Origin of the sequence: uncultured Thermanaerothrix sp., from assembly GCF_938028735.1 — a bacterium.
Classification (GTDB): Bacteria; Chloroflexota; Anaerolineae; order Anaerolineales; family Anaerolineaceae; genus Thermanaerothrix.
In genome coordinates this window covers 285,854-307,277 of sequence record NZ_CALIMF010000002.1, presented here as the reverse complement: position 1 = coordinate 307,277, position 21,424 = coordinate 285,854, and the positions used below count along the sequence as shown (strand labels likewise).

The window sequence follows — 21,424 nt, the reverse complement described above, 5'->3', positions numbered from 1 at the left end:
GACTTCACAAGGGTGCCATGATTGGATCTGTTAAGGAGGGTTGATGTCCGATCTTATCAAACAACTGACCGCTGAACTGCAACAACGAATTGAGGCCTACCAGCCGCGTTTGGAAGTGCGCGATGTGGGGACCGTCATCGAGGCAGGCGACGGTATTGCTCAGGTGGAAGGACTTACCACGGTCAGGTCCCAGGAGCTGGTGGAATTCGAAAATGGGGTCATGGGAATCGCCTTCAACCTGGAGAAAGATAAGGTCGGCGTCATTATTTTGGGCGATTTCGCAACCGTGACCGAAGGGATGCAGGTACGCACGACAGGGCGTATTGCCTCAGTTCCGGTAGGGGATGGTTTGCTTGGGCGCGTGGTTAATGCCCTAGGTGAACCTATAGACGGCAAGGGGCCTGTTCCCTTTACCCGTTATCGCCCAATTGAACGAATTGCTCCAGGAGTGGTCGAGCGGCAAGATGTAGACACCCCTGTTCAAACCGGTATCAAGGCAATTGATGCGATGATCCCGATTGGACGCGGACAGCGCGAACTGATCATCGGGGATCGTCAGACCGGTAAGACCGCTATTGCAATTGATACCATTATCAACCAGAAGGGCAAAGATCTGATCTGCGTTTATGTTGCCATTGGGCAGAAAAAAGCTGCCATTGCGCGCACAATCGCACTGTTAGAACAATATGGGGCGATGAACCACACGGTGGTGGTCGTGGCTTCTGCGGATGATCCAGCAGCGATGCAGTATATTGCGCCTTATGCCGGTTGCGCTATTGGTGAAGAGTTTATGGAAAGCGGGCGAGATGCTCTGGTGGTGTATGATGACCTTTCCAAGCACGCCTGGGCCTATCGCCAGATTTCGTTGTTGTTGCGCCGCCCGCCGGGGCGCGAAGCCTACCCCGGTGATGTGTTCTACCTGCATTCACGCTTGCTGGAGCGCGCCGCTCGCCTGGCCACTCATTATGTGATCGTACCAAAGGATTACCCGTATCCAAAAGCCAAAGCCGAGGACGGGGTGAATGGACAGGTTTATAAAGGCCCGCGTTCGCGATTTGAGGCGGAAGAGGCGCTCAGGACCATGCCAGATGCTGAGCAGTATAAGATTCTACCCGTCGAGGGAACTGGAGGATCGCTGACTGCTTTGCCAATTATTGAAACTTTGCTAGGCGATGTGTCGGCTTATATTCCCACAAATGTGATATCCATCACCGATGGACAAATCTACCTTGAAACCAGCCTTTTCAACGCAGGTATTCGTCCTGCCATCAATGTGGGTATCTCGGTCTCTCGCGTTGGTGGTGCGGCACAAACCAAGGCTATGAAGCAGGTGGCAGGCCGTTTGCGCCTGGACATGGCAGCCTTCCGTGAACTGGCTGCTTTTGCCCAATTCGGTTCGGATTTGGATAAGGCGACCCAAGCCCAACTCAATCGGGGACTGCGCTTACAAGAAATCCTCAAACAGCCCCAATATGAACCAATGCCATTGGAGTATCAGGTGATTGTCTTGTTTGCGGGCGTGAACGGCTTTGCCGATTTCGTGCCGGTTGAACGGATCAAAGCCTGGGAAGCAGCGCTATTGCGCTATATGGAGTCCTCTCACCCTGAAATTGGGCGAGATATCGCGGAAAAGAAGATGATCACTCCTGAAACGGAAGCCCGCCTGCGCGAGGCGCTGCAGGCTTTCAGTAACACCTGGATGTAGAAGGGAGCCGCGAGGGACAAAAATGGCCTCCATTCGTGAGATGCGCAACCGCATTCGCTCGATTAAGAACCTGGCCCAGGTGACCAAGGCGTTAGAGACGGTGAGCGCCAGTAAGGTGCGGCGGGCGATTGCGGCATATTCCCAAACCCGTCCTTATGCGGAGAAGGCATGGAAACTCCTGCTTCACTTGGCGCGCCAGCCGGGAGCAGAAAGTTTGCATCCATTATTGACCCGTCGCGAAGGAAACGGGCCCGTGCTTGTGATCTTGGTGAGCTCAGACCGTGGTTTGGCTGGTGCCTACAACGTCAATATTGTGCGTTATGCGTTGCAAACGTTTCGTGATTTCGAGTCCCAGGTGAGTTATGTGAGTGTGGGGAAGAAGGGAGAGACGATGCTGTTGCGGCGCCGCCGTACGATACTGGCTGGGTTCGCCGACCTTCCACCTATACCGCGCTTTGTGGATTGTGCTGCTATTGGTCAGTTGGCAATCAGCGAATTTCTCTCTGGACATTATGACCAGGTGTTTATCGCCTATACCGAATTTATCAGTATGTTGCGTCAGGAGCCCCGGGTGCGCAAATTGTTGCCGCTTGAGCCAGAGATTGTGCCCATGGATGTCCATTCGCCTGAGGCCACCCATCCGACTCACGCAGTCTTTACCTACGAACCAGGGCACACTGAATTGTTAAATGAAATCCTACCACGCTTTACCTCACTTCAAATTTACCGTTCAATCCTGTCGGCCATTGCCAGTGAGCACGCTGCACGCATGGTGGCCATGCGCAATGCTACCGAGAACGCACGTGAGTTGATCACGGCTCTACAACTTGATTACAACAAGGCGCGCCAGCAATCCATTACTAGTGACATGCTGGATATCTCGGCCGGGGCCGAGGCACTTGCTAAAAGCATGGTTGAGGCAGAGCGGTGATGTTAATTTTGGGAGGCATAAATGAATCAGGCTAGCGGTCGCATCGTTCAGATCCTGGGTGGGGTGGTGGATGTTGTCTTTCCAGCCGGGGATTTGCCCGAGCTCTTTGAAGCATTGGAGGTGATTCGTCCAGAGGGCACACCGCTTGTCCTGGAGGTTGAGCGGCAGTTGCCCGATAACTGGGTGCGTTGCATCGCCATGGACACGACAGATGGGTTGATGCGCGGCTTGCCGGTACGCCGGACGTATGCACCGATTACAGTTCCGGTTGGACCGGCGACGCTCGGGCGCGTTTTCAACGTGCTGGGACAACCCGTGGATGGGAAGGGTCCGGTGGTCTCTGATGTGTACTATCCGATCCGGCGACCAGCGCCCAAATTTGCCGAGCAATCTACTCGAGTGGAGGTCTTTGAGACTGGTCTGAAAGTGATTGATCTGATTGCCCCCTTTACCAAGGGCGGAAAAACTGGGATTTTCGGTGGCGCTGGTGTAGGTAAGACAGTTATCATCATGGAACTGATTCGTTCCATTGCCACCGTTCATCAGGGAAATTCGGTGTTTGCTGGCGTGGGTGAGCGCACGCGCGAGGGAACTCAGTTGTATCGTGAGATGCTTGAATCGGGCGTGATGAAAGACACTGTGATGGTATTTGGCCAGATGAATGAGCCGGCCGGGGTACGCTTGCGGGTGGCCCTAACGGCACTATCCATGGCCGAGTACTTCCGTGATCAGGGCAAGGACGTTCTCCTTTTTATTGACAATATTTTCCGTTTCACCATGTCGGGTTCCGAAGTGTCAGCCCTTCTGGGACGTATGCCCTCTGCAGTGGGTTATCAACCCACCTTGGCAACCGAAATGGGAGAACTCCAGGAACGCATTACCTCGACGCGCCAAGGTTCAATTACCTCGATGCAGGCGGTTTACGTGCCGGCAGATGATTATTCTGACCCGGCGCCAGTGACCACTTTTGCACACCTAGATGCTACCATTGCTCTGGAACGTTCAATTGCCGAAAAAGGCATCTACCCGGCGGTAGATCCGCTGGCTTCAACCTCGCGCATTCTAGATCCGCGCATCGTTGGCGAAGAGCACTATACCACCGCGCGCGAGGTACAACGGGTCCTCCAGCGCTATAAGGATTTGCAAGATATCATTGCCATTTTGGGAATTGATGAACTGAGCGAGGAAGATAAACTTCTGGTCTCACGTGCGCGCAAGATCGAGCGCTTTTTCTCCCAACCGATGTTTGTGGCCGAGCAATTCACTGGATTGGAAGGGCGCTATGTGCCCTTGCGCGAGACCGTGCGGGGTTTCCGCGAGATCCTCGACGGCCAGTGCGATGATATGCCCGAGCAAGCCTTTTACATGGTAGGCACCATTGATGAGGCCCGGGAGAAGGCCCGCAAGTTGCTTGAGACGGCTTGATAAAAGGTAGGGACGCATGCCCATTCGGTGTGAAATTGTCTCCCAGGATCGCGTTGTATTTTCGGGGGATGCTGATATTGTTATCTTGCCAGGGGTTGAGGGCGAGATGGGTATCTTACCCAATCATGCCCCTCTCCTCACCGCGCTCCGCTATGGGATTATTATTGTGCGCAAGCAGGGTGAGGAGCAGTATTTTACCGTTGCTGGGGGAATTGCCGAAGTGCAACCTGATCAGGTGACTGTGTTGGCGGACGCTGCTGAGAACGTCATGGAGATTAACGTTCAGCGCGCCGAAGCTGCTAAGCGCCGTGCTGAAGAGATGCTTAAGAAAGGCATCCCTGAAGAGTCGGATGAATATTTTGAACTTCAGGCCGCCCTGCGCCGGTCGAACTTGCGCCTGGAAGCCGTTCAGCGCTATCGGCAACGGGTGCAACGTGAACGACGTGAATAAGGCGCTGGGTTTGATGCTTTGGGATGAAAGGATTGCACAGTTATGCCCCTCTTGACACGTGAGTTAGGCATTGACCTGGGGACATTCAACACTGTTATTGCCGAGGGCAACCAGATATTATTGCAGGAGCCCACGGTTGTTGCTATTATGGTGGAGGAGCAAAAACTGGTTGAATGGGGGCAAGCCGCCAAGGAGATGATCGGACGTGTTCCGGAGCGCATTCAAGTCGTGCGTCCATTGCAACACGGGGTCATCGCCGAGTATGAAGTTACCGAGGTCCTGCTTCAGTACCTGATCAAAAAGATTTGCGGCCCCATGCTTTTCTTCCGTCCACGACTGATGATTACTATTCCCTATGGGGTCACCAGTGTGGAAACCCGGGCTGTGCACGAGGCTGGCTTGGAAGCCGGTAGTCGTGAAGTATATCTGATCCAGCAGCCACTGGCGGCTGCGCTGGGTTTGGATCTGCCGGTCAATACGCCGACTGGCAATATGATTATCTCACTGGGTGGGGGCACTAACCAGGTTGCGGTGCTGGCCCTTAACGATATTGTCGTAGCCGAGACCGCGCGTACCGGTGGACTGGCGCTGGATGAGGCAATCATCACCTACGTGCGCAAGAAATACGGGGTGATCATTGGCCAACCTACAGCAGAGCAACTCAAGATCCGGATTGGGGCGGCAACTCCTCAGGAAGAACAACAAAGCCTGGAAGTTCAAGGGCAAGATCAAGTAACCGGCTTGCCTCGCCCGGTGACCCTAACCACGGCAGATATTGTGGATGCGCTGGAAGAACCCCTGGAAGCCATTGTGACACTGGTGCGGCGGGTGCTGGAGAAGACGCCCCCCGAGTTGATCGCTGATATTATTGATCGTGGCGCGGCGCTGTGTGGGGGTGGAGCCCTTCTGCGGGGGGTGGATACCTACCTGACAAAGGCACTGGGCATTCCGGTTTACTTGGTAGATAATCCCACTACCTGCACGGCTCAGGGAGCGGCCAAGGCGCTTGCTATGCGCGAACTCCTGCGTCGTAGCCTGGTTTATGTGTGAAAACCGACGTTACCCGGATCAGTCCAGGTAATATGTCATGTGTTGTAGTTTAAGAATGGGGTCAATATTCTCAACAATGATCCCGGGTGGCATCACAAGGTGGACGGGTGCGTAATTGAGAATAGCCCGAATTCCAGCCTCTACCAGACAATCGGCTACCTTCTGAGCCTCTGAGGCAGGCACAGTTAGCATAGCAATTTTTACCCCGGTTTGGCGAATCCGCTCCGGGATGGTGGTGCTATCTTCAATTACCAAATTCCCGATGCGTTTGCCGACTTTCTTGGGGTCATTATCGAATGCTAGGACAATGCGGAAGCCACGGTTGGTAAACCCCTGATAGCGGGCCAGTGCACTTCCCAGGTCGCCCACACCTACCAGGGCCAGATCCCACAATCGGTTGAGGTGGAGGATGGCACGTAACTGCTCGATCAAGAAATCCACTGAGTAACCGGTGCCCTGTTTGCCAAACTCCCCAAAATGTGATAAGTCCTTGCGGATCTGAGCGGCTGAGATCCCTAAGCGTTGCCCCAACTCCAGGGATGAAGTGGTTTGGATTCCTTCGAGCCGCATCCGTTCCAGGGCCTGCAAATAACGTGGCAGTCTACCGATGACGATATCGGGTACAACTTGTTCGGCCATTCTGACCTCTGTTGTGAAGGATTCTACAGAATATTATACTGGCTTTATTAAAAGTGCATCAGCGTAAAGCGATTTCTAATAGAAGAGATGTTGGGTCTTTAAAGGTGAGTAACGCTATAGGAAATAGCACATAATGTCCGGGTGGATAGGCGCGATTGGGATCTTCCGGTTGTTCCAACCAGGGAATTGAATCAGTAAACGGGATAACCTCAAATTCCTGGTTGGAGAGGATGTCTAAGAAACTGTAGCCGAATATCGCCCATACCACATGCTGCTTTGAGATGGGGCTAAGCAAATAGCGCCGAGCCCAGCCGGGGGCGAAACGCTGTTGAGGGGCTAATACCAGTGGAAGCAAGAGGGGTGGTGTGCGCGAGTTCCCCTGCACGGTGATGGTGAGACCGCTGGGTTGCAAGCAATAGCGCTTTTCCAGCCCGGTCTGGGGGCTGTTCAACGTCATGCAGTTGGCTTCCAGACTTTGAACCTGATACACGTTGGAGTCTTGAGGGTGGACTATTCCCCCCGGGATTACGGCAGGGTCAGCCCATATCCCCATCTCTGGTTTCCACATGGAAGGATCACTCAGCCCAACTGCCAGTTGAGCACTGGCCGCCACAACTTCCAGAGGACCGTCGCGTTGCATTAGGCTGAGGTGCACCAAGCGGCCACCTTCGAGGCTCAGGATAGCCAGCGCCGTGGGGCTGCTCAGGATGCATTCGGGTACCCCATCTTCATCTAGATCAATGTTGCAGGTGTGTCTAAAAGTAGGGTGAGAGGCCCATTCCAATGCCTGCCGTAGATAACCCAATTCGCCAAAATACTCGGTGCGCAAAGCCTGAAGAGCCGGATCTGGGGTGGGATGGCTCAACATTGCCGCCGTAAGCACAAGGCTGGTGCGGAGGGCAGCGGTTTGAGGGATTGCAGAGGATCTCCGAAGAGACGTCGCAAGGGCACTAAACGACGACGCCCAGCGCGCCTCGTTAGGGGTAAAAGAAGCCGAGTTGATGCCGGTGCACCATACATTTTTGCAGGCTTGCAAGGAAGCGGGGGCAACAGAGCGTGCAGGATGTGTCCAAAGATCGGCTTCGTCCATCACGTGGATCCAGGGATGGTTGGCCAAGTATTTCATCATTGCATAAGCAAGGCCACGGTCGGCCCAGGAACTGTTAGGAAGGCTTTCCCCTAAAACCACCAGATCAGTTGGGTCAGGGGAAAGGGCGGCACTGACTAAGGCGCGTTTAGCGGGTATAGAGAGCTTTCCGGAGGATTCGATCTGGGAAGAGGTGGGGCCGACTTGGAGAAAGCCGTTGGGGAGGGGCAAGAGGCGCGTGCTATTCAACTGAAGGATGTGAGACGCTTCGGAAAGGCGAGAGAAGTAGGCACGGCCAGCGCGGAGTTCGTCTATCGGGAAGGCTCCGAAGCGCAAAGGGGAATCCGAGAAGCCAAAATAGTCCCGTATGGCTTTGGAAAGGTCTTGGGTCCAGGGGGTTAGTTCGGGTGCCCCCATCGCAGCAGTGGGGAGAATGAGCCATCCCTGCCGGTGAGCCTGCTGTACCAATTTCAAGCCCCCTACCGCGTCCAGACCAGCCAAGGAGGGAGGATGCATCAAATCGGCCAGGACAATGGGAATGCGGTATTGGACTGCAGCATTGATTAGGTGGCGCAATCCGTGTCGTTGCCCATAGGGGCCGGTGTGAGCGCCGTCCCAGCGCCGCAAAGCCTGGGCGGGTGTGGCGGACGGGAATGTATCCCAAAAGACCAGGAGAAGCGGTGCTGGCGCTGGGGGTGTTGTGGATAACTCAAACGGGCCAATCGTATCTACGGGTTCCCCCTGACCAGGTAGGGTGCTCCAGACAAAGAACGTGACCTGACGGCGGGAACTGGGGAGTAAATAGCGGTTGAGGCGGACTACCCAGGTGTCTTGCTGAGAGTCACGCAGGATGTGTGGAATGAGGGGAGCAATTGCTCCTGAGGGTTGCTGTATGAAGGGCACTTGATGAGCGCGGGCAATAAGCAGAAAGTCCCATGCAAACGGGCTAGCAGCATGTATGGGTAAAGCATGGCTACCCCCACTTTGGAGATCAAAAGCCAGGTAAAGGTCGCAATCGGCCTGGCCTTGGCTGGTCAGGGTGTCCAGACGGATTTCAAGGTCAGCGCGGTAGGTACGCGCGTAGGCTGCGATGAAATCGCACTGGGGCGCAGCAGTGAGATTGACAGCATCCAGCTGGCGTAAGTCGTCGTAGCGCCAGGTGAAAGGGCGCGTTTGCATGGCCTCGTTGGCGAGGTTACTTGCCCCCAATGCCAGGGGTAACCAGATGAGGGCAAAGAGACCCTTTAGAACTCGAAGCCCGAGAGCGGACCGCTTTTCTGCCATTCTGAATGAATTATATAAAAAACGGAGCCCGTTCAGTAGGACTCCGCGTTAGATACAATATTACAGCCGGGTATTTAGTCCCGACGACGCCCCATTAGCAGGAAAGCGTAGTAGAGCACGGTGGTGATGGCCTGAATGGCAGCCGCCACATAGGTGAGTGCAGCAGCGTCCAGAACGCTCCGCACCCCTTCCATTTCCTGATTGTAGACCACACCCGAGGTTGCTAGCCATTGCTTGGCTCGATTAGAGGCGTCAATTTCCACTGGGAGGGTAATCAGCGCAAAGAGGGCTGTCAGCCCAAATAGGCCAACTCCTAGCCAGGCGATGGGGTCAGCCTGGAAGAAGAAGCCAAGAATGAAGATAATTGGGCCTAACCAGGAGCCGATTTGAACGGTTGGTACAATGGCCGTGCGTAACTGTAACATGGCATAGGCTTGGCTATCCTGAATTGCGTGTCCGGCTTCATGAGCGGCTACGCCTGCCGCGGCTACGCTTGGGCTGGAGTAGACTTCTGGGCTCAGGCGCAATACTTTGGCCCGCGGGTCGTAATGATCGCTGAGAAAGCCGCTCACCCGCTCAACTCGCACTTCATGTAATCCGTTCATATCGAGCATGCGGCGGGCAATCTGAGCGCCGGTCAAGCCACTCAGGGTGCGCACCCGAGAATATTTACTGAAAGCGGTCTGTACTTTGATCTGTGCCCACAATCCCAGAATCAGAGCGGGCAGACTGAACAAAAGATACAAGCCGTAACCACCAAATAAGAAGGGGTAATACATGGTCATCCTCCTTGTCAGTCGTTCCTATGTATTGTAACCGAATCGCTTGCATTTATACCATCTGAGTATAAGCAACGCATTAACAAATTATGCTGTTAATGTAAAAAACCGACTTAAACAAAAAAAATCAGTGCGCCCGCCGAGACTCGAACTCGGGATTTTACCTCCGGAGGGTAACGTGATATCCACTTCACCACGGGCGCGCTTGGTTTTGTAAAATTTTACCACAAATTCGGAGCCTTCTTGGGGCTGGTAAGCGAGAACCTCTATGCAGGGATCTGTTGCTCGTAAAAACGCGCAATCTCATCGCGTGCAAACTGCGGCAGGGTTTTCTCAAGACCCTGGCTGAGAAGAATGACCTCAGGTGCGCCGGCTTCAACCGTGCCGATTACGGCCGCTGGAATCTGCGCCTCGCTCAATGCTGCCAAGATGTGGGGGGCATCCTGAGGTGGGGCGGTCAGAAGGAGCGCGCCCGAAGCCAGGGTACCCAGGGGATCCAGGCCGAAGTGAGCGCAGATTTTCTGGGCCAGAGGAGGAATGGGGATGAGGTCACTTTCTACGCGCAGGCGAACGCCGGCAGCCTCTGCCAATTCCCAGAGGGCTGTTGCCAACCCACCTTCTGTGGGATCGTGCATGGCAGTTACCCGCCCGGCAGCGACCGCAATTTGGGCATCACGGAATACACTAATGCCTGGCTCGTAGATGAAGCCTTGGGCGGCCTGAATCTCTTCGGGGGTGAGCACGCTTTCTAGCCGATGAGCGAATTCGCGCGCCAGGATGGCACTGCCTTCAATGGGAATCCCTTTAGTGAGGATGAGAACATCTCCTGGGCGAACGCCGCGGGGTGTGATGACGCGCGATTTTTCAATTTCGCCTATCAATGTGGTGACGACGATTGGGCGGTGAAGGTCGTACGTAATTTCGGTGTGTCCGCCCAGGAGGACAATATTCATCTGACGGCAGGCTTGAAAAATTTGTTGTCCAATTTCAGCCGCGAATTCTGGGGTGGTCTTACCTTCCGGCAAGAGCAGGGTGACTAGCATCCAGCGTGGAACGGCGCCGGTGGTGGCGATGTCGTTACTGGCGATTTGCACAGCGTACCAGCCGATTTCCTGGGTGGCAAAGGTAATGGGTTCGGTCTTGAGCACCAGGGCAATCTCGCCCATATCCAGGATGGCGCAATCCAGCCCGATCCCGGGGCCCAAAAGCACTCGTTCATGCTGACTGGGGGCCTGTTTCAGCAGGTCGGCTAGAAGGTGGTGAGGAAGTTTTCCGACGGGGAGAGCGGCAGTCATGGGGTATTTCCATTGCAGTAGTTGAGAATTTTTTCGATGAAGGGCAGCATGCGTTCGTAGTGGGAACCCTTCCAGTAAATCTGCCCGCACTGGGTACAGCGGTCGAATTCATCATAGTATAACCGTGTTAGCGGTTCTAAGTGATCAAGAATCTCGGCTTTGTTAACGGGTTCCAGTAAGCCATTGCAACGTGGACACCGCTGAAAGGGTTTGACCAAGGCTCTTAGATTGAAACGGTTAATAATCTCAAAAACTTGCTCACGAGGCTGGTGAGCACGCACACAATAACCCCGTCGCACCAGGTTGCGCTTTAACAAGCCACGGTCACGAGTAAGTAGGATGCGATCTTCACGATTGGCAATCAAGGCCAAGTCGCGATCTTGCCAGAAAGGATCATAAAGTGCATCAAACCCTAGCAGACGCAAATAATGGGTCAACTTTCCCAGATGATTATCTAAGATAAAGCGCGGATCAATGACAGAGGCCTCTGTGTGCTCTAGGTCGAAGGGAAACACATGAATATCGTCCCCGTTCTGAACATGGTAGGTAAGTGGCACTGGCCGTCCATCTACCTCAACCTTGCCTATCTCTGGATGGGGTACCCCCAGTGCCTCGATAATGTGCTTGACGGCGGTTTTTTCCTTGACAATGTATGTAATTGGGCGTTCACGCTGAGCAGCCGGCAAAAAATCGTTCAGGCAACCATGAAAGCGGACGTAAACTAATCCCATAGTTTCTTGTTTATTCAATACACAAATTCGCGGATGTCATAGCGACTAATGTGGGGCGTGCCCCGTTCTTCATCGAAGATGAGCCTGGTCTCAATTTCTTGCCCTTGTTGCAGGCATTCCTCTGGTGAGAGGGGCCGCAAGCCTGCCTCGAAGGCTTGCTGAACGTAAGGCATCCCTTCGCTTTCAATGAGTTCAGAGAAATAGATCAAATCCTCTAGATCAAGTGGCATGCTATTAAGGGCTGCCACGGTATCTTCGACATGTCGGCGTGCAAAAACGTGTCCCCCCGCACCAAGCAGGATGATGATGCCCACCGCTACGCCTGCCTGTTTGAGTGACTCTACGGTACGGATGACATCTTCTGGATCGCCAGGCTTTCTCAAGAAGCGTAAGAGATCTGCATTTCCCGACTCCATGCCGATATAAACTCGTTTCAGATCCAAAGCGGCCAGTTCCGCGTAATCGGCAGAGTGCTTCTTCTCACCACTAAAACCATCTAAAAAGGCATAAATGCCACCCAGTGCCTCGACATCAAAATGTGCGTGAACGCTTTGAAATAGAGGGAGCAGACGCGGCATGGGTGTTACCAGCGCATTGGCATCTCCTAAGAAAATGGTACGTCGCAGGCTTAGCCCCTCGCCCAGAAAGGCTTTGACCGCCTGCGCGTGTTCATGGAACACTTCGGGTGTTTTGATGCGAAATGGACGATCTCGGTAGAAGGTACAAAACGTGCAGGTGTTGAACGAGCATCCCTCGGTGGCTTGAAGGACAACGGCCATGTATTGGTCTGGAGGGAGAATGCCAATGGGTTTATAAATGCGGGCAAATTGAGCCGCATCAGCAGCGGCGTGCAGGACATCAAAGTTTGCAGCCCGATTCAGAAGGTGAAGACCTTCTGCAGGAAGGGGGTGCTCCAGGGCCACCTCTTGCTGTGTAATGGAAGTAAGGAGGGCTTTCATTTGATGATGGGCGCGGTTTATCCAGGCCTCTGCTTCAGCAGCGGAGAGCCAACGCCGGGCAGGAAGATTCCCTTCTTCTCGCCATTTGGCAATGACCTTACCATTTAGACCGCGGCGATAAGATATATCATTTTCCATGGCTGTCCAGAGTCGCCCGACGCGGTCGTAACCGTACACGACTGTCCGACCAGCATGTTCAAAACCTACTGTCAAACCGCTGGTTTTGATGCTGATAGTCAATCGGGTGTCGTTCCAGAAACCCAGAATTACCATGAGCGCTTAAACCAAGATTTAGCAAACGGAACCCGTTATTTCCTTAAGTATATCAAACACCGAGGTTGCGAAAGTAGCCGCACGCAAGTTGGCTCGAATAGGCGATTGTATGAACGGAAAATATGTTCTATAATAAAAGCAACATGGACTGGCTGGAGAAACTCTCCCTTCTCTCTCAAGAGACTGGTTTGGAATTGGACGAAGAGTCCAGTGGCTGGCGTGAGGCATCGCCAGCCTGTTATACGGCGCGCACTTTCGGGGTTGCTTCACGTCTATTGGACCACATTAGTTATGTTACCTTGCGCGGGGGACAAAAGATCCCGGTGCTCAAAGTGCTCTTGACCTCGGCATGTGAATATGACTGCGCTTATTGCCCCTTCCGCGCCGGACGCGATTTTCGACGGGCTACGTTTGAACCCGAAGAACTGGCACGGGCTTTTCTCCAAATTTATCAGGCGGGTCTGGTCAAGGGTCTGTTCCTTTCCTCGGGGGTGACCGGGGGCGGTGTGCGCACTCAGGATCGCCTGATTGCCACGGCAGAGATTTTGCGCCACCGATTGGGGTTTCAGGGTTACCTGCATCTCAAACTGATGCCTGGCGCTGAGGCTGCCCAGGTAGAACGCGCTGTTGCTTTAGCCTCGCGTGTGTCCATTAACCTGGAGATGCCAGCGACTTACTTGCAGCAATTGGCACCGCGTAAAGCGCCGGGTAGCGTTTTGCTACAGCCGCTGCGGCAAGCCTACCAGGCTGCTCAGAATTTGCAGTCTGGTCCAGGCCATCGGCGGGTTTCGTTAAGCACCCAATTTGTGGTTGGGATCGGTGAAACAGATGCAGAGCTTTTGAGGACGACTGCGTATCTTTATAAGCAACTCGGGCTCAGCCGAGTTTATTACTCGGCTTTTCATCCAATTGCTCAAACCCCGTTGGAGGATCATTCCCCCGAAAATCCAGTGCGTGCCCTGCGTCTCTACCAGGCTTCGTTCCTACTGCGCGATTATGGCTTTGCGTTTGAGGAACTTCCTTTGGGCAGTGATGGAAGGCTGGATCTGGCGGTGGACCCCAAAACGGCTTGGGCCCAGCGTTATATTAATCACCCGCTGGAAGTTAACCGCGCTTCTCGTGAGGAATTATTGCGCATTCCTGGGATTGGGCCAAAGTCGGCACTGGCGATTATCCGTGCTCGCCGCCTCACCCGTTTGCGCGATCTGCGGCAGTTGCGTCAATTAGGCGTGAACGTCAATCGGGCGGCTCCTTATCTCCTGCTAGATGGGCGTCACCCTGAACAACAATTGACTTTTATCTTTTAGTCGCTGAGAGGGCCGACCATGCTGACTGCAGCTGAGGCTTATCTGATAGAGCGCGGTATTCCATACCGCCGCTTTGTGCATCAACAACCACCGGATGATCTGGAACAGGCGGCTACCGAGCGTGGTCAGCGCCTCGAGCAGGTGGTACGCACGCTGCTTTTTCGTACGACCGAAGGAGAATTCGTGATGGTCCTTGTCCCGGGCGGATTCCATGTGTATTGGCCTGCGTTGCGTCAGCACCTGCAGCAACGCCGCTTAACCTTGGCAACCGAGGAGGAGGTGATTCGTGTGACCGGTTATATGCCGGGCAGCGTTTCGCCTTTCGGATTGCCGGCTCCACTGCGTATTCTGGTCGATCCCCATGTCTTTGCGGTTGAAGAAGTCTCACTCGGGGCCGGTCAACCGGGGGTAGCCATCATAATGCGGCGCGAAGATTTGGTAGCCGCGGTGGGGAGATTTGAACTGGTCAACCTAGTTGACGAGAAGCAAGCCCGCAAAGCAGCCAAACCAAGCGACAATATCGGATAATATTGGTTATAATTTGGGCCTATGAAAACTTCATCTACTCGACCTTCCAGCAAGCGAGAGGTTCGTCAGTCGCGTCGCATAGTCCCTTGGATCTTTATCCTGGTGGGGCTAGCGCTAATGGCCTATGGCGCATGGGGCTTTTGGGCCCAAAACCGGTCGTCCAACTCGGGTCGGACGCTGCCTTCGACCCAGGTGGCAAATATCCCCTATCCAGAGGTTAAGCGCATCCCCCTTGAGGAAGCCAAGCGCGCATATGATGAGGGCAGTGCGATTTTCCTGGATGTGCGTCCGGCTAGCGCTTACTCAGCCGCTCATATACCAGGCGCGCTCAACATTGCGTTGAATGAATTGCCGCAGAGGCTTCACGAATTGGATCCCTCGCGGTCCATTATCACCTACTGTACTTGACCGGCCGAAGAATCAAGCGCCCGTGCGGCGCAGTACCTCTTGGAGCAGGGTTTCACCAACGTAAAGCCAATTCTGGGCGGGTTTGCAGCCTGGAGTGCAGCCGGATATCCGGTTGAGCCTTAGTTTGGTGAGGCACATGGCAGGAAGCTTCTGATTCTCTGTCCAGGTGCATTGCGTTATAATCGAATCAACCCACGGGGTCACGTGGGGAAGGATGATATTGGGTTTGTAGGGTCGAGATGGGTGGCAGATTAGCGGTTGATTTCGGCACCTCGAATACGGTTCTGGCAATTTGGGATACCGAAGCCCAGCAGCCGAGAGTACTGCATTTATCGGATTACGGCCGTCTGCAAGAGGGAGCGGGTGAGGCTGTTTCCTATGTTCCATCAGTCATCCATTATGTGGACGAGCAACACTTCTGGATAGGCCAGCAGGTCTTTGAACACGGCCTGTATGACTCTCCCCGCACCTTGCGCTGGATGAAGCGTTATATCAGTCATCGGTCTCCCCTGCGGTTGCGGGTTGGACAGCGAGAGATCAGCCCGGCGGATGCAGGGCGCGATTTTTTGCGCACAGTGCTGTTTTTTGCGCTGGAGGACTTGCATGCTGATGAAGAAGTAGCCTTTAGCGTGCCCGTTGAGGCCTTTGAGCATTACCAAAACTGGTTGTTGGGGTTGGCTGAAACACTGGGCATTCATCGTTTCCGGATCATAGATGAACCTTCAGCAGCAGCCCTGGGATACGGGTTGCACTTACACCCCGGACAGGTGTATCTGATTTTTGATTTTGGCGGAGGCAGTCTAGATGTTTCATTGATCCGGCTGGAGAAAGAAGCTGATGCCCACGGGCGTCATTGCCGAGTACTAGGGAAGGCAGGCCGGGATTTAGGAGGTGCGCGCATTGACCAGTGGATTTATCAAGAAGTGCTGCGCCTCCACAATCGCTCTGAGGATGAAAAAGCAGTACGCGAACAAAGTACGCAATTGCTGGTGCGCAGTGAACGTTTGAAAGAGCGCCTCTCTTTTGAGGATAAGGTCACTTTAGAGGAGCTGCCGCTTTCGGACGGGAGTACCCTTTCTGCCCAGTTTTCGCGTGAGGATTTTGAGCAATTACTGGAAGCCCACGGCTTATTCACCGACATACATCGCACCATTCGTTTGGCTCTCAACCACGCTCATGAGCGTGGCTATGATGAAGACCAGATTCAAGCGGTTCTCATGATTGGGGGGAGTAGTCGTATTCCAGCGGTCCAACGGCTACTGCGGCAGATATTTGGCAGGGAACGTGTGATGTTACATCGCCCCTTGGAGGCCGTTGCGCTAGGCACTGCTGCTTTTGTGGGTGGAGTGGAAGTTTTTGATTACATTCAACACGATTACGCCATTCGGTATGTGGATCCACAAAAGGGTGGTTATGACTATCGCATCATCGTTCCCAAGGGCACCCCATACCCAACACCGGCCCCGGTGGCGAAACTGACGATCAAGGCAGCTTATGATGGTCAAAAGCGCCTGGGTCTGGCTATTTTTGAGATTGGGGATTCGCACCCCCAGACTGAACAAAGGGTCGAGTTGGTGTTTGATACAATGGGGTCCGTACGGTTGTTACCATTAAGTCTACAAGAGCAAGAAGCGCGCATGCGCTTTTGGATGAACGAGGCTAATCCCACCTTTCTTGTGGCCGAACCACCGGCGGCACAAGGGGAACCTCGTTTCGAGGTGGAGTTCTACGTGGATGCCAATAAACGTCTGATGATTAATGCGCGTGATCTGTATCATCAGCACTGGGTTTTGCGGTCTGTGCCGGTGGTGCGTCTTTCGTAATGGAGAATTGAGGGTAAATGGATGTCCCACATTTCACGGCTCAAGACCCGATTTGTGGAAAAGCGCTACCTGCTCGCAGCTTTGCGGGATCTAGGCTACGAGCCAGAAGAGGGAGATTTGGAGATCCGCAGCATGCGGGGGAAGTGCATGGCGGTTGAGATTCGCATTCAGCCGCGCCTCAGTTATCCGATCGGCTTTCGCAAGGTCAAAGGAGTTTATGAAATCGTGGCGGACTGGTTTGCTGTAATGGGCGTTCGTCCGCGCGAGTTCAAGCATCAACTGGCCCAGCGCTATGCCTATCATGCAGCGCGTGATCAACTCGAAGCCCAGGGCTTCACGTTGGTGGAGGAAACCAATGAAGCCGGGCAAATTCGCCTATTGTTACGTCGGATTGGATAAGGCAGGTGGATGATGAGAGTTGAAGAAATAGAGGTCACCATAGATCGTCAAGGACAGGTTGTTGTTGCCGTGCGTGGGATCAAGGGCGCAGCGTGCCTAGCCTTAACGAAGGCGTTGGAGCAGGCATTGGGTGGTCAAATTCTTCAGCGCGAGATGACGGCTGAGGCGCTGGAATCACCTTCAACAGGGGTTGAGGATGCTAATCACCTGGAAATCGGTAAACCGGGTTTATGAATGTTCGAGAGGACTTGCTTCGTGTTCACCACATTGAGCCGCTGAGCCGCGCCAACGGGCCTGGCATGCGCACGGTCATTTGGTTCCAGGGATGCAGCCTAGGATGCCCGGGGTGCTTCAATCCGCAAACCCATCCCTTTGAGGGTGGGAGGTTGTGGACTGCGGAGAGGCTTTTTCGGAAGGTGAAGCGCTACTCAACCTTGAGCGAGGGGCTGACCCTAAGTGGCGGTGAGCCCTTGCAGCAAGGGGAGGCGCTGGTGTCCTTTCTGGCTAGAGTACGGCGTCAAACCTCGTGGTCAGTGATAATGTTGACCGGATATGCTTGGGAAGAAATCGGGGCGTTGCCCTGGGGAAGCGCAGTGCTGGGCTACGTGGATGTGGTCATTGCTGGGCGCTATCAGGCTCGGCAACGTCTGGCGCGCGGGCTCGTGGGATCGGCCAACAAAACCTTGCATTTCTTGACCTCACGTTACACGCTGGCCGATCTTATGCAAGTGCCTGAAGCCGAGGTGATCATCACGCCTGAGGGTCAGGTGCGAGTCACAGGGGTTGATCCTGTTCACAGAGTGGGCTTGCAACGATGACATCTGCGCAGGAACGGTTGGACCGTTTACGAGGCCTTTTGCGTGACCCTTCCACCTGGATCAATCTACCATCGGAGTGGGTTGAGCGCCTGCTTTTACGGGGTACCATTGCGTTCCTAGAGGCCGAGGATGAGCCTGAAGCCGATGAAGTGCTGGGGCTGGCAGTGCGCATCTGCCCGGATGAGGAAATGCGAGCCCTAGCACTAAAAGCGTTGGTTGCGCGGGCGATGCGGCAGGAATATGAGTCCAGCCGAACGATTCTTTTCAGTCTGGCAGTAGATGAGGCCAATTTAGACGCAGTGGCTCTGATTCAAGCGTACGGTCTGCGATGTTCACAACCCCGCTTGCAAGCCTTGTTTAGTTTTCTGTATGAAGATGTGGAGGCCTACCATCAACATGATTCTACCGGTGTGCACGTAACGGAAGCCTACCTCGAAGCCCAGGACTTAGCGCTACGTACCCGTTTGCTGGAAGCCGCGCGGCGGCAAGGGTGGGAAGAATGGATTGAGATTGTACGAGTCTTGGAAGCCCCCACAGCAGAAAGGCTGGAAATGCTGGTCGAGCGCTATGCCCGGTTTACGCACCTTCGCGAGCGGCAATTAATTTTGCATTTCCTGGATCAACTGGCACAGCAGGGGAATGAAATTGCTCAGGAGGCGCTATGCACTCTCTACTTGAAATATGAAGATGAGCAGGTGCTGCAAATTCTGCGCCAGCGAGGATATCTCCCTCGCGATGCCGCCCAGCGGGCCCTGTTTTTCTTCCTCACTCAGCAATGGGAACGTTACGAGGGCCTAGACCTTGACCAGCGTTTGCTGGCAATGGCCTATGAGCGGGCTACTCCTTTGGTGCGACGGCGTTTGCTCAATCTCAGTCGTTACACCGGACGGGTGGGTTGGTTGAGCGTGGTTCAGCGCGGTCAGACCGTGCGCGGAATCCGCGACCTGAGTGATGCCGATTGGCAAGGTCTGGTGGCTCATCTGGCACGGGCAGAACGCTGGTCCGATCTGTGGAGGATAGCCCAGGTGGCCCCACCTTACTGGGGCGTTCACATCTTACACGTATTGAAAGAAAGATCCTGGCAACCTGCCGTCTCTGAAGAGCAGGGTGCATTTAGTCTCCTGGTGGAGTTGGCCGAAGCCTGTCGTTTGAATCCTCCGCAAATGCAGCGGGTGGCGGTTTATCGCCCGCCGGTGGCCTCCGAGTTGATGAGCTTTGCTGTCAATCGGGAAGGCACCTGGATGGCAGGCGGGACGGCTGATGCCACCCTTTGGGTCTGGGAGCTAGAGACCTCCTCATGGCCAGCGCGGCGCATGGGGGGCTCGTTGGGCCAGCCTCGTGTACTAACCTTTAGCCCCGAGGGGGATTATCTCGTGGGAGGATTTAATGATCATGCGATTCGGATTTTTCGCCTCAGCGATGGCGCTCTGGTAAAAACTCTGACCGGACATGCTGGGTTGATTCGAGCCCTTGTGATGCATCCGGCCGGGCGCGTTTTATTCAGTGCTGGGTTTGATGGGACCATTCGGGTGTGGCGCTTCCCCTTTGGTCCCCAATTGCGCTTGATGATTGCGCCGGATGGAGAAGAACTGTTTGGATTGGGGGTCAGCGACGATGGGGAACGATTGATAAGTGCGGGTTCAGCGGGGGTGATTCGGGTGTGGCGCTGGGCGGATGGGGCTTTGATCACTGAACTGCCCGACCAGGGTGAAACCCTGCTGGCGCTGGCGGTTAGCTCAGGTCAACTAGGAGCGTCGTATAGCCGAGATGGGTGGTTGCGTGCCTGGAACATTGTCAACGGGCGACGCTTATGGGAAGTGGCTTGCGAGGGCACGCGCCTGAGTCACCTGTGTTTTCATCCTGAAGAGCAATTGCTGTTCAGCACAGACCTTGAGGGTGCCATTGCAGCTTGGAACATCTTCAGCGGTAAGATTGTGTCTCGTCTGACAGAGCCGGCTTCTCCCGGCGTGGGGTTATGGATTCATCCGCAGGGGCATCGCCTTTTCAGCGCACATGCCTCCGGTGAAATTAATGTGTGGGATTTAGAAATGCTCCTGCTAGCGCGTTCGGTACCGCGTTTTCCGGCGGCCCTGCAAATTCCTTTTCTGGAGCAAAAGTGGACCAAATCCACGACAGAGTCTCCAGGCTTGAAGGTCTGGTTACGTTATCTCTTGGAACTTTATCGCTGGCTGGCCCGTTTTGATGTGGAAATTGTCGAGCCAGTGGTGCTCGAGGTGGGGGAGTTTGATATCCAACTCTAACCTGAGGGATGCTTTGTGAAGATCAGGCGTTTTCTGGCGGGGTTGCCAGATCTCAATCCGATCCAGCAACGCAACTTCCGTAATGTGGAACTGGATGCCATTGCGGTAGGCTTAGCCAATGCGGCAGCACCTTTTTTGCCCGTTTTTCTAACCCGCCTGGGGGCCTCGAGTTTCCAGGTGGGGTTGCTCTCTTCACTGCCCGCTCTGACTGGCCTTATTCTGGCCTTGCCCATGGGGCAGTTTCTGCAACGTCAGCGCAACATTGTGCGCTGGTTTAGTCTTTCGCGTATGGGGTACATTCTGGGCTACGGCCTGATCGGGGTCCTGAGTCTGCTGATGCCTTCCGGTTTCCGCGTGGTTGGAATCCTGCTCTTATGGGCGCTGGCGACAATCCCCCAAACCATGCTCTCGATCACTTTTTCGGTGGTGATGAATGCCGTGGCTGGTCCGCATCATCGTTTTGATCTGATGACCCGGCGCTGGTCCATTCTTGGAGTGACAACCTCGGTGGCTGTTTTTCTCATCGGACAACTGCTAGACCGCATTGCGTTCCCCCTGAATTACCAGGTGGTGTTTACAGTTTTGGGTTTGGCGGGTATTCTCAGTTACTACTTTTCCAGCCAAATTGTATTACCAGATATGCCGGTCCCGGATGAACCGGAGGCTCGAGGGCTCAAGGAACGGCTGGCTGCCTATCTTCACATTTTGCGCAATGAGCGGGCGTTTCTCTCGTTTGTCGCTCGGCGATTTATCTTTTTGACCGGCTCTGCGCTGGTAACCCCAATATTCCCGCTCTATTTTGTGCGGGTTGTCCATGCGTCAGATGGATGGATTGCCACCATCAATACCGCCCAGACGGCTATCCTGATGGTTGGATATTTCTTCTGGTCGGCACAATCGCGGCGACGGGGAACGCGATGGATCCTGCTCTGGACAACCTTTGGGGTAGGAGTTTACCCGGTGCTGGTAGCGTTGACTACCCGAGTGGAACTCATCACCCTTTTTGCTGGGATCGCTGGCATTTTCCAGGCGGGCTTAAACTTGGTTTTCTTTGATGAATTAATGAAACGGGTTCCCATTGAATATAGCGCTTCATTTGTGGCGCTGGCTCAGGAACTTCAGTACGTTTCCTCAATGGTGGCGCCAGTGCTGGGAACCTCGTTGGCCGATTGGCTGGGGTTACAAGCAGCATTGTGGATCGGCGGGGCAGTGCAACTGGTGGGGTTTGCCTTGTTTGCTACGATGGACCGCGCCGGAGTTGGATGAACGGT

20 protein-coding genes and 1 tRNA gene are annotated in these 21,424 nt (G+C 54.4%); 14 read left to right on the top strand and 7 right to left on the bottom strand.

Annotation, left to right across the window (positions count from 1 at the left end; translation table 11 throughout):
• Positions 1–43: 43 nt before the first annotated feature.
• Genes atpA through Q0721_RS02060 form a run of 5 tightly spaced genes read left to right on the top strand, consistent with a single transcriptional unit; the run spans position 44 to position 5,562 of the window.
• Complete coding sequence (gene atpA / locus Q0721_RS02080) at positions 44–1,705, top strand: F0F1 ATP synthase subunit alpha (RefSeq protein WP_299024791.1); 1,662 nt, start codon at positions 44–46, stop codon at positions 1,703–1,705.
• 22 nt (positions 1,706–1,727) lie between these two features.
• Positions 1,728–2,636: an ATP synthase F1 subunit gamma gene (gene atpG / locus Q0721_RS02075; RefSeq protein ID WP_299024789.1), complete on the top strand. Its 909-nt coding sequence runs from the start codon at positions 1,728–1,730 to the stop codon at positions 2,634–2,636.
• 21 nt (positions 2,637–2,657) lie between these two features.
• Positions 2,658–4,061, top strand: coding sequence for a F0F1 ATP synthase subunit beta (gene atpD / locus Q0721_RS02070; protein ID WP_299024788.1), 1,404 nt, complete (start codon positions 2,658–2,660; stop codon positions 4,059–4,061).
• Between the two features lie 16 nt (positions 4,062–4,077).
• Positions 4,078–4,512 carry a F0F1 ATP synthase subunit epsilon gene (locus Q0721_RS02065; RefSeq protein WP_299024786.1) on the top strand — a complete coding sequence of 145 codons (435 nt, stop codon included), beginning with the start codon at positions 4,078–4,080 and terminating at the stop codon, positions 4,510–4,512.
• Between the two features lie 42 nt (positions 4,513–4,554).
• The gene (locus tag Q0721_RS02060) at positions 4,555–5,562 is read left to right on the top strand and encodes a rod shape-determining protein (protein ID WP_299024784.1); all 1,008 of its coding nucleotides are present in this window, start codon (positions 4,555–4,557) and stop codon (positions 5,560–5,562) included.
• 18 nt (positions 5,563–5,580) lie between these two features.
• Here the strand turns inward: Q0721_RS02060 and Q0721_RS02055 are convergent, their stop codons facing one another.
• The 7 genes from Q0721_RS02055 to Q0721_RS02025 all read right to left on the bottom strand — a co-directional run bounded on the left by Q0721_RS02055 (position 5,581) and on the right by Q0721_RS02025 (position 12,609).
• The gene (locus tag Q0721_RS02055; RefSeq protein WP_299024783.1) at positions 5,581–6,201 is read right to left on the bottom strand and encodes a redox-sensing transcriptional repressor Rex; all 621 of its coding nucleotides are present in this window, start codon (positions 6,199–6,201) and stop codon (positions 5,581–5,583) included.
• A 58-nt stretch (positions 6,202–6,259) separates the two neighbouring features.
• A complete protein-coding gene (locus tag Q0721_RS02050) occupies positions 6,260–8,572 on the bottom strand; it encodes a hypothetical protein (RefSeq protein ID WP_299024781.1) in 2,313 nt (770 codons plus the stop codon).
• A 74-nt stretch (positions 8,573–8,646) separates the two neighbouring features.
• Positions 8,647–9,351: a zinc metallopeptidase gene (locus Q0721_RS02045; RefSeq protein WP_299024779.1), complete on the bottom strand. Its 705-nt coding sequence runs from the start codon at positions 9,349–9,351 to the stop codon at positions 8,647–8,649.
• A gap of 131 nt (positions 9,352–9,482) precedes the next feature.
• Positions 9,483–9,554: transfer RNA gene (locus Q0721_RS02040), tRNA-Arg, on the bottom strand.
• A 63-nt stretch (positions 9,555–9,617) separates the two neighbouring features.
• Positions 9,618–10,646 carry an AIR synthase family protein gene (locus tag Q0721_RS02035; protein ID WP_299024777.1) on the bottom strand — a complete coding sequence of 343 codons (1,029 nt, stop codon included), beginning with the start codon at positions 10,644–10,646 and terminating at the stop codon, positions 9,618–9,620.
• A complete protein-coding gene (locus Q0721_RS02030) occupies positions 10,643–11,377 on the bottom strand; it encodes a Mut7-C RNAse domain-containing protein (RefSeq protein ID WP_299024774.1) in 735 nt (244 codons plus the stop codon). The genes Q0721_RS02035 and Q0721_RS02030 overlap by 4 nt, the downstream gene beginning before the upstream one ends.
• Positions 11,378–11,391: 14 nt before the next feature.
• Positions 11,392–12,609, bottom strand: coding sequence for a radical SAM protein (locus Q0721_RS02025; protein ID WP_299024772.1), 1,218 nt, complete (start codon positions 12,607–12,609; stop codon positions 11,392–11,394).
• 122 nt (positions 12,610–12,731) lie between these two features.
• Between Q0721_RS02025 and Q0721_RS02020 the strand changes: the two genes are divergently transcribed.
• From Q0721_RS02020 to Q0721_RS01980, 9 genes are all read left to right on the top strand, one after another.
• A complete protein-coding gene (locus Q0721_RS02020) occupies positions 12,732–13,916 on the top strand; it encodes a helix-hairpin-helix domain-containing protein (RefSeq protein WP_299024770.1) in 1,185 nt (394 codons plus the stop codon).
• An 18-nt stretch (positions 13,917–13,934) separates the two neighbouring features.
• Positions 13,935–14,444, top strand: a complete 510-nt coding sequence (locus tag Q0721_RS02015) for an aminoacyl-tRNA deacylase (protein WP_299024768.1) — start codon at positions 13,935–13,937, stop codon at positions 14,442–14,444.
• 21 nt (positions 14,445–14,465) lie between these two features.
• Complete coding sequence (locus tag Q0721_RS02010) at positions 14,466–14,852, top strand: rhodanese-like domain-containing protein (protein ID WP_299024765.1); 387 nt, start codon at positions 14,466–14,468, stop codon at positions 14,850–14,852.
• A gap of 239 nt (positions 14,853–15,091) precedes the next feature.
• Positions 15,092–16,675: an Hsp70 family protein gene (locus Q0721_RS02005; protein WP_299024764.1), complete on the top strand. Its 1,584-nt coding sequence runs from the start codon at positions 15,092–15,094 to the stop codon at positions 16,673–16,675.
• Positions 16,676–16,696: 21 nt separating this feature from the next.
• Positions 16,697–17,074, top strand: coding sequence for a DUF1257 domain-containing protein (locus Q0721_RS02000; RefSeq protein WP_299024762.1), 378 nt, complete (start codon positions 16,697–16,699; stop codon positions 17,072–17,074).
• Between the two features lie 9 nt (positions 17,075–17,083).
• Entirely contained in the window at positions 17,084–17,308 is a 225-nt protein-coding gene (locus tag Q0721_RS01995) for a DUF2997 domain-containing protein (RefSeq protein ID WP_299024760.1), read from the top strand.
• Complete coding sequence (locus tag Q0721_RS01990; RefSeq protein ID WP_299024758.1) at positions 17,305–17,892, top strand: 4Fe-4S single cluster domain-containing protein; 588 nt, start codon at positions 17,305–17,307, stop codon at positions 17,890–17,892. The genes Q0721_RS01995 and Q0721_RS01990 overlap by 4 nt, the downstream gene beginning before the upstream one ends.
• Positions 17,889–20,153, top strand: coding sequence for a hypothetical protein (locus Q0721_RS01985; protein WP_299024756.1), 2,265 nt, complete (start codon positions 17,889–17,891; stop codon positions 20,151–20,153). Before Q0721_RS01990 ends, Q0721_RS01985 begins: the two co-directional genes overlap by 4 nt.
• Before the next feature lie 15 nt (positions 20,154–20,168).
• Positions 20,169–21,419, top strand: a complete 1,251-nt coding sequence (locus Q0721_RS01980; RefSeq protein WP_299024754.1) for an MFS transporter — start codon at positions 20,169–20,171, stop codon at positions 21,417–21,419.
• The last annotated feature ends 5 nt before the right edge of the window (positions 21,420–21,424 follow it).

What these genes read in the sequence shown, in the direction of transcription:
- atpA (WP_299024791.1), top strand. Translation starts at nt 44, where the DNA reads ATGTCCGATCTTATCAAACAACTGACCGCTGAACTGCAACAACGAATT.
- atpG (WP_299024789.1), top strand. Translation starts at nt 1,728, where the DNA reads ATGGCCTCCATTCGTGAGATGCGCAACCGCATTCGCTCGATTAAGAAC.
- atpD (WP_299024788.1), top strand. Translation starts at nt 2,658, where the DNA reads ATGAATCAGGCTAGCGGTCGCATCGTTCAGATCCTGGGTGGGGTGGTG.
- Q0721_RS02065 (WP_299024786.1), top strand. Translation starts at nt 4,078, where the DNA reads ATGCCCATTCGGTGTGAAATTGTCTCCCAGGATCGCGTTGTATTTTCG.
- Q0721_RS02060 (WP_299024784.1), top strand. Translation starts at nt 4,555, where the DNA reads ATGCCCCTCTTGACACGTGAGTTAGGCATTGACCTGGGGACATTCAAC.
- Q0721_RS02055 (WP_299024783.1), bottom strand. Translation starts at nt 6,201, where the DNA reads ATGGCCGAACAAGTTGTACCCGATATCGTCATCGGTAGACTGCCACGT.
- Q0721_RS02050 (WP_299024781.1), bottom strand. Translation starts at nt 8,572, where the DNA reads ATGGCAGAAAAGCGGTCCGCTCTCGGGCTTCGAGTTCTAAAGGGTCTC.
- Q0721_RS02045 (WP_299024779.1), bottom strand. Translation starts at nt 9,351, where the DNA reads ATGTATTACCCCTTCTTATTTGGTGGTTACGGCTTGTATCTTTTGTTC.
- Q0721_RS02035 (WP_299024777.1), bottom strand. Translation starts at nt 10,646, where the DNA reads ATGACTGCCGCTCTCCCCGTCGGAAAACTTCCTCACCACCTTCTAGCC.
- Q0721_RS02030 (WP_299024774.1), bottom strand. Translation starts at nt 11,377, where the DNA reads ATGGGATTAGTTTACGTCCGCTTTCATGGTTGCCTGAACGATTTTTTG.
- Q0721_RS02025 (WP_299024772.1), bottom strand. Translation starts at nt 12,609, where the DNA reads ATGGTAATTCTGGGTTTCTGGAACGACACCCGATTGACTATCAGCATC.
- Q0721_RS02020 (WP_299024770.1), top strand. Translation starts at nt 12,732, where the DNA reads ATGTTCTATAATAAAAGCAACATGGACTGGCTGGAGAAACTCTCCCTT.
- Q0721_RS02015 (WP_299024768.1), top strand. Translation starts at nt 13,935, where the DNA reads ATGCTGACTGCAGCTGAGGCTTATCTGATAGAGCGCGGTATTCCATAC.
- Q0721_RS02010 (WP_299024765.1), top strand. Translation starts at nt 14,466, where the DNA reads ATGAAAACTTCATCTACTCGACCTTCCAGCAAGCGAGAGGTTCGTCAG.
- Q0721_RS02005 (WP_299024764.1), top strand. Translation starts at nt 15,092, where the DNA reads ATGGGTGGCAGATTAGCGGTTGATTTCGGCACCTCGAATACGGTTCTG.
- Q0721_RS02000 (WP_299024762.1), top strand. Translation starts at nt 16,697, where the DNA reads ATGTCCCACATTTCACGGCTCAAGACCCGATTTGTGGAAAAGCGCTAC.
- Q0721_RS01995 (WP_299024760.1), top strand. Translation starts at nt 17,084, where the DNA reads ATGATGAGAGTTGAAGAAATAGAGGTCACCATAGATCGTCAAGGACAG.
- Q0721_RS01990 (WP_299024758.1), top strand. Translation starts at nt 17,305, where the DNA reads ATGAATGTTCGAGAGGACTTGCTTCGTGTTCACCACATTGAGCCGCTG.
- Q0721_RS01985 (WP_299024756.1), top strand. Translation starts at nt 17,889, where the DNA reads ATGACATCTGCGCAGGAACGGTTGGACCGTTTACGAGGCCTTTTGCGT.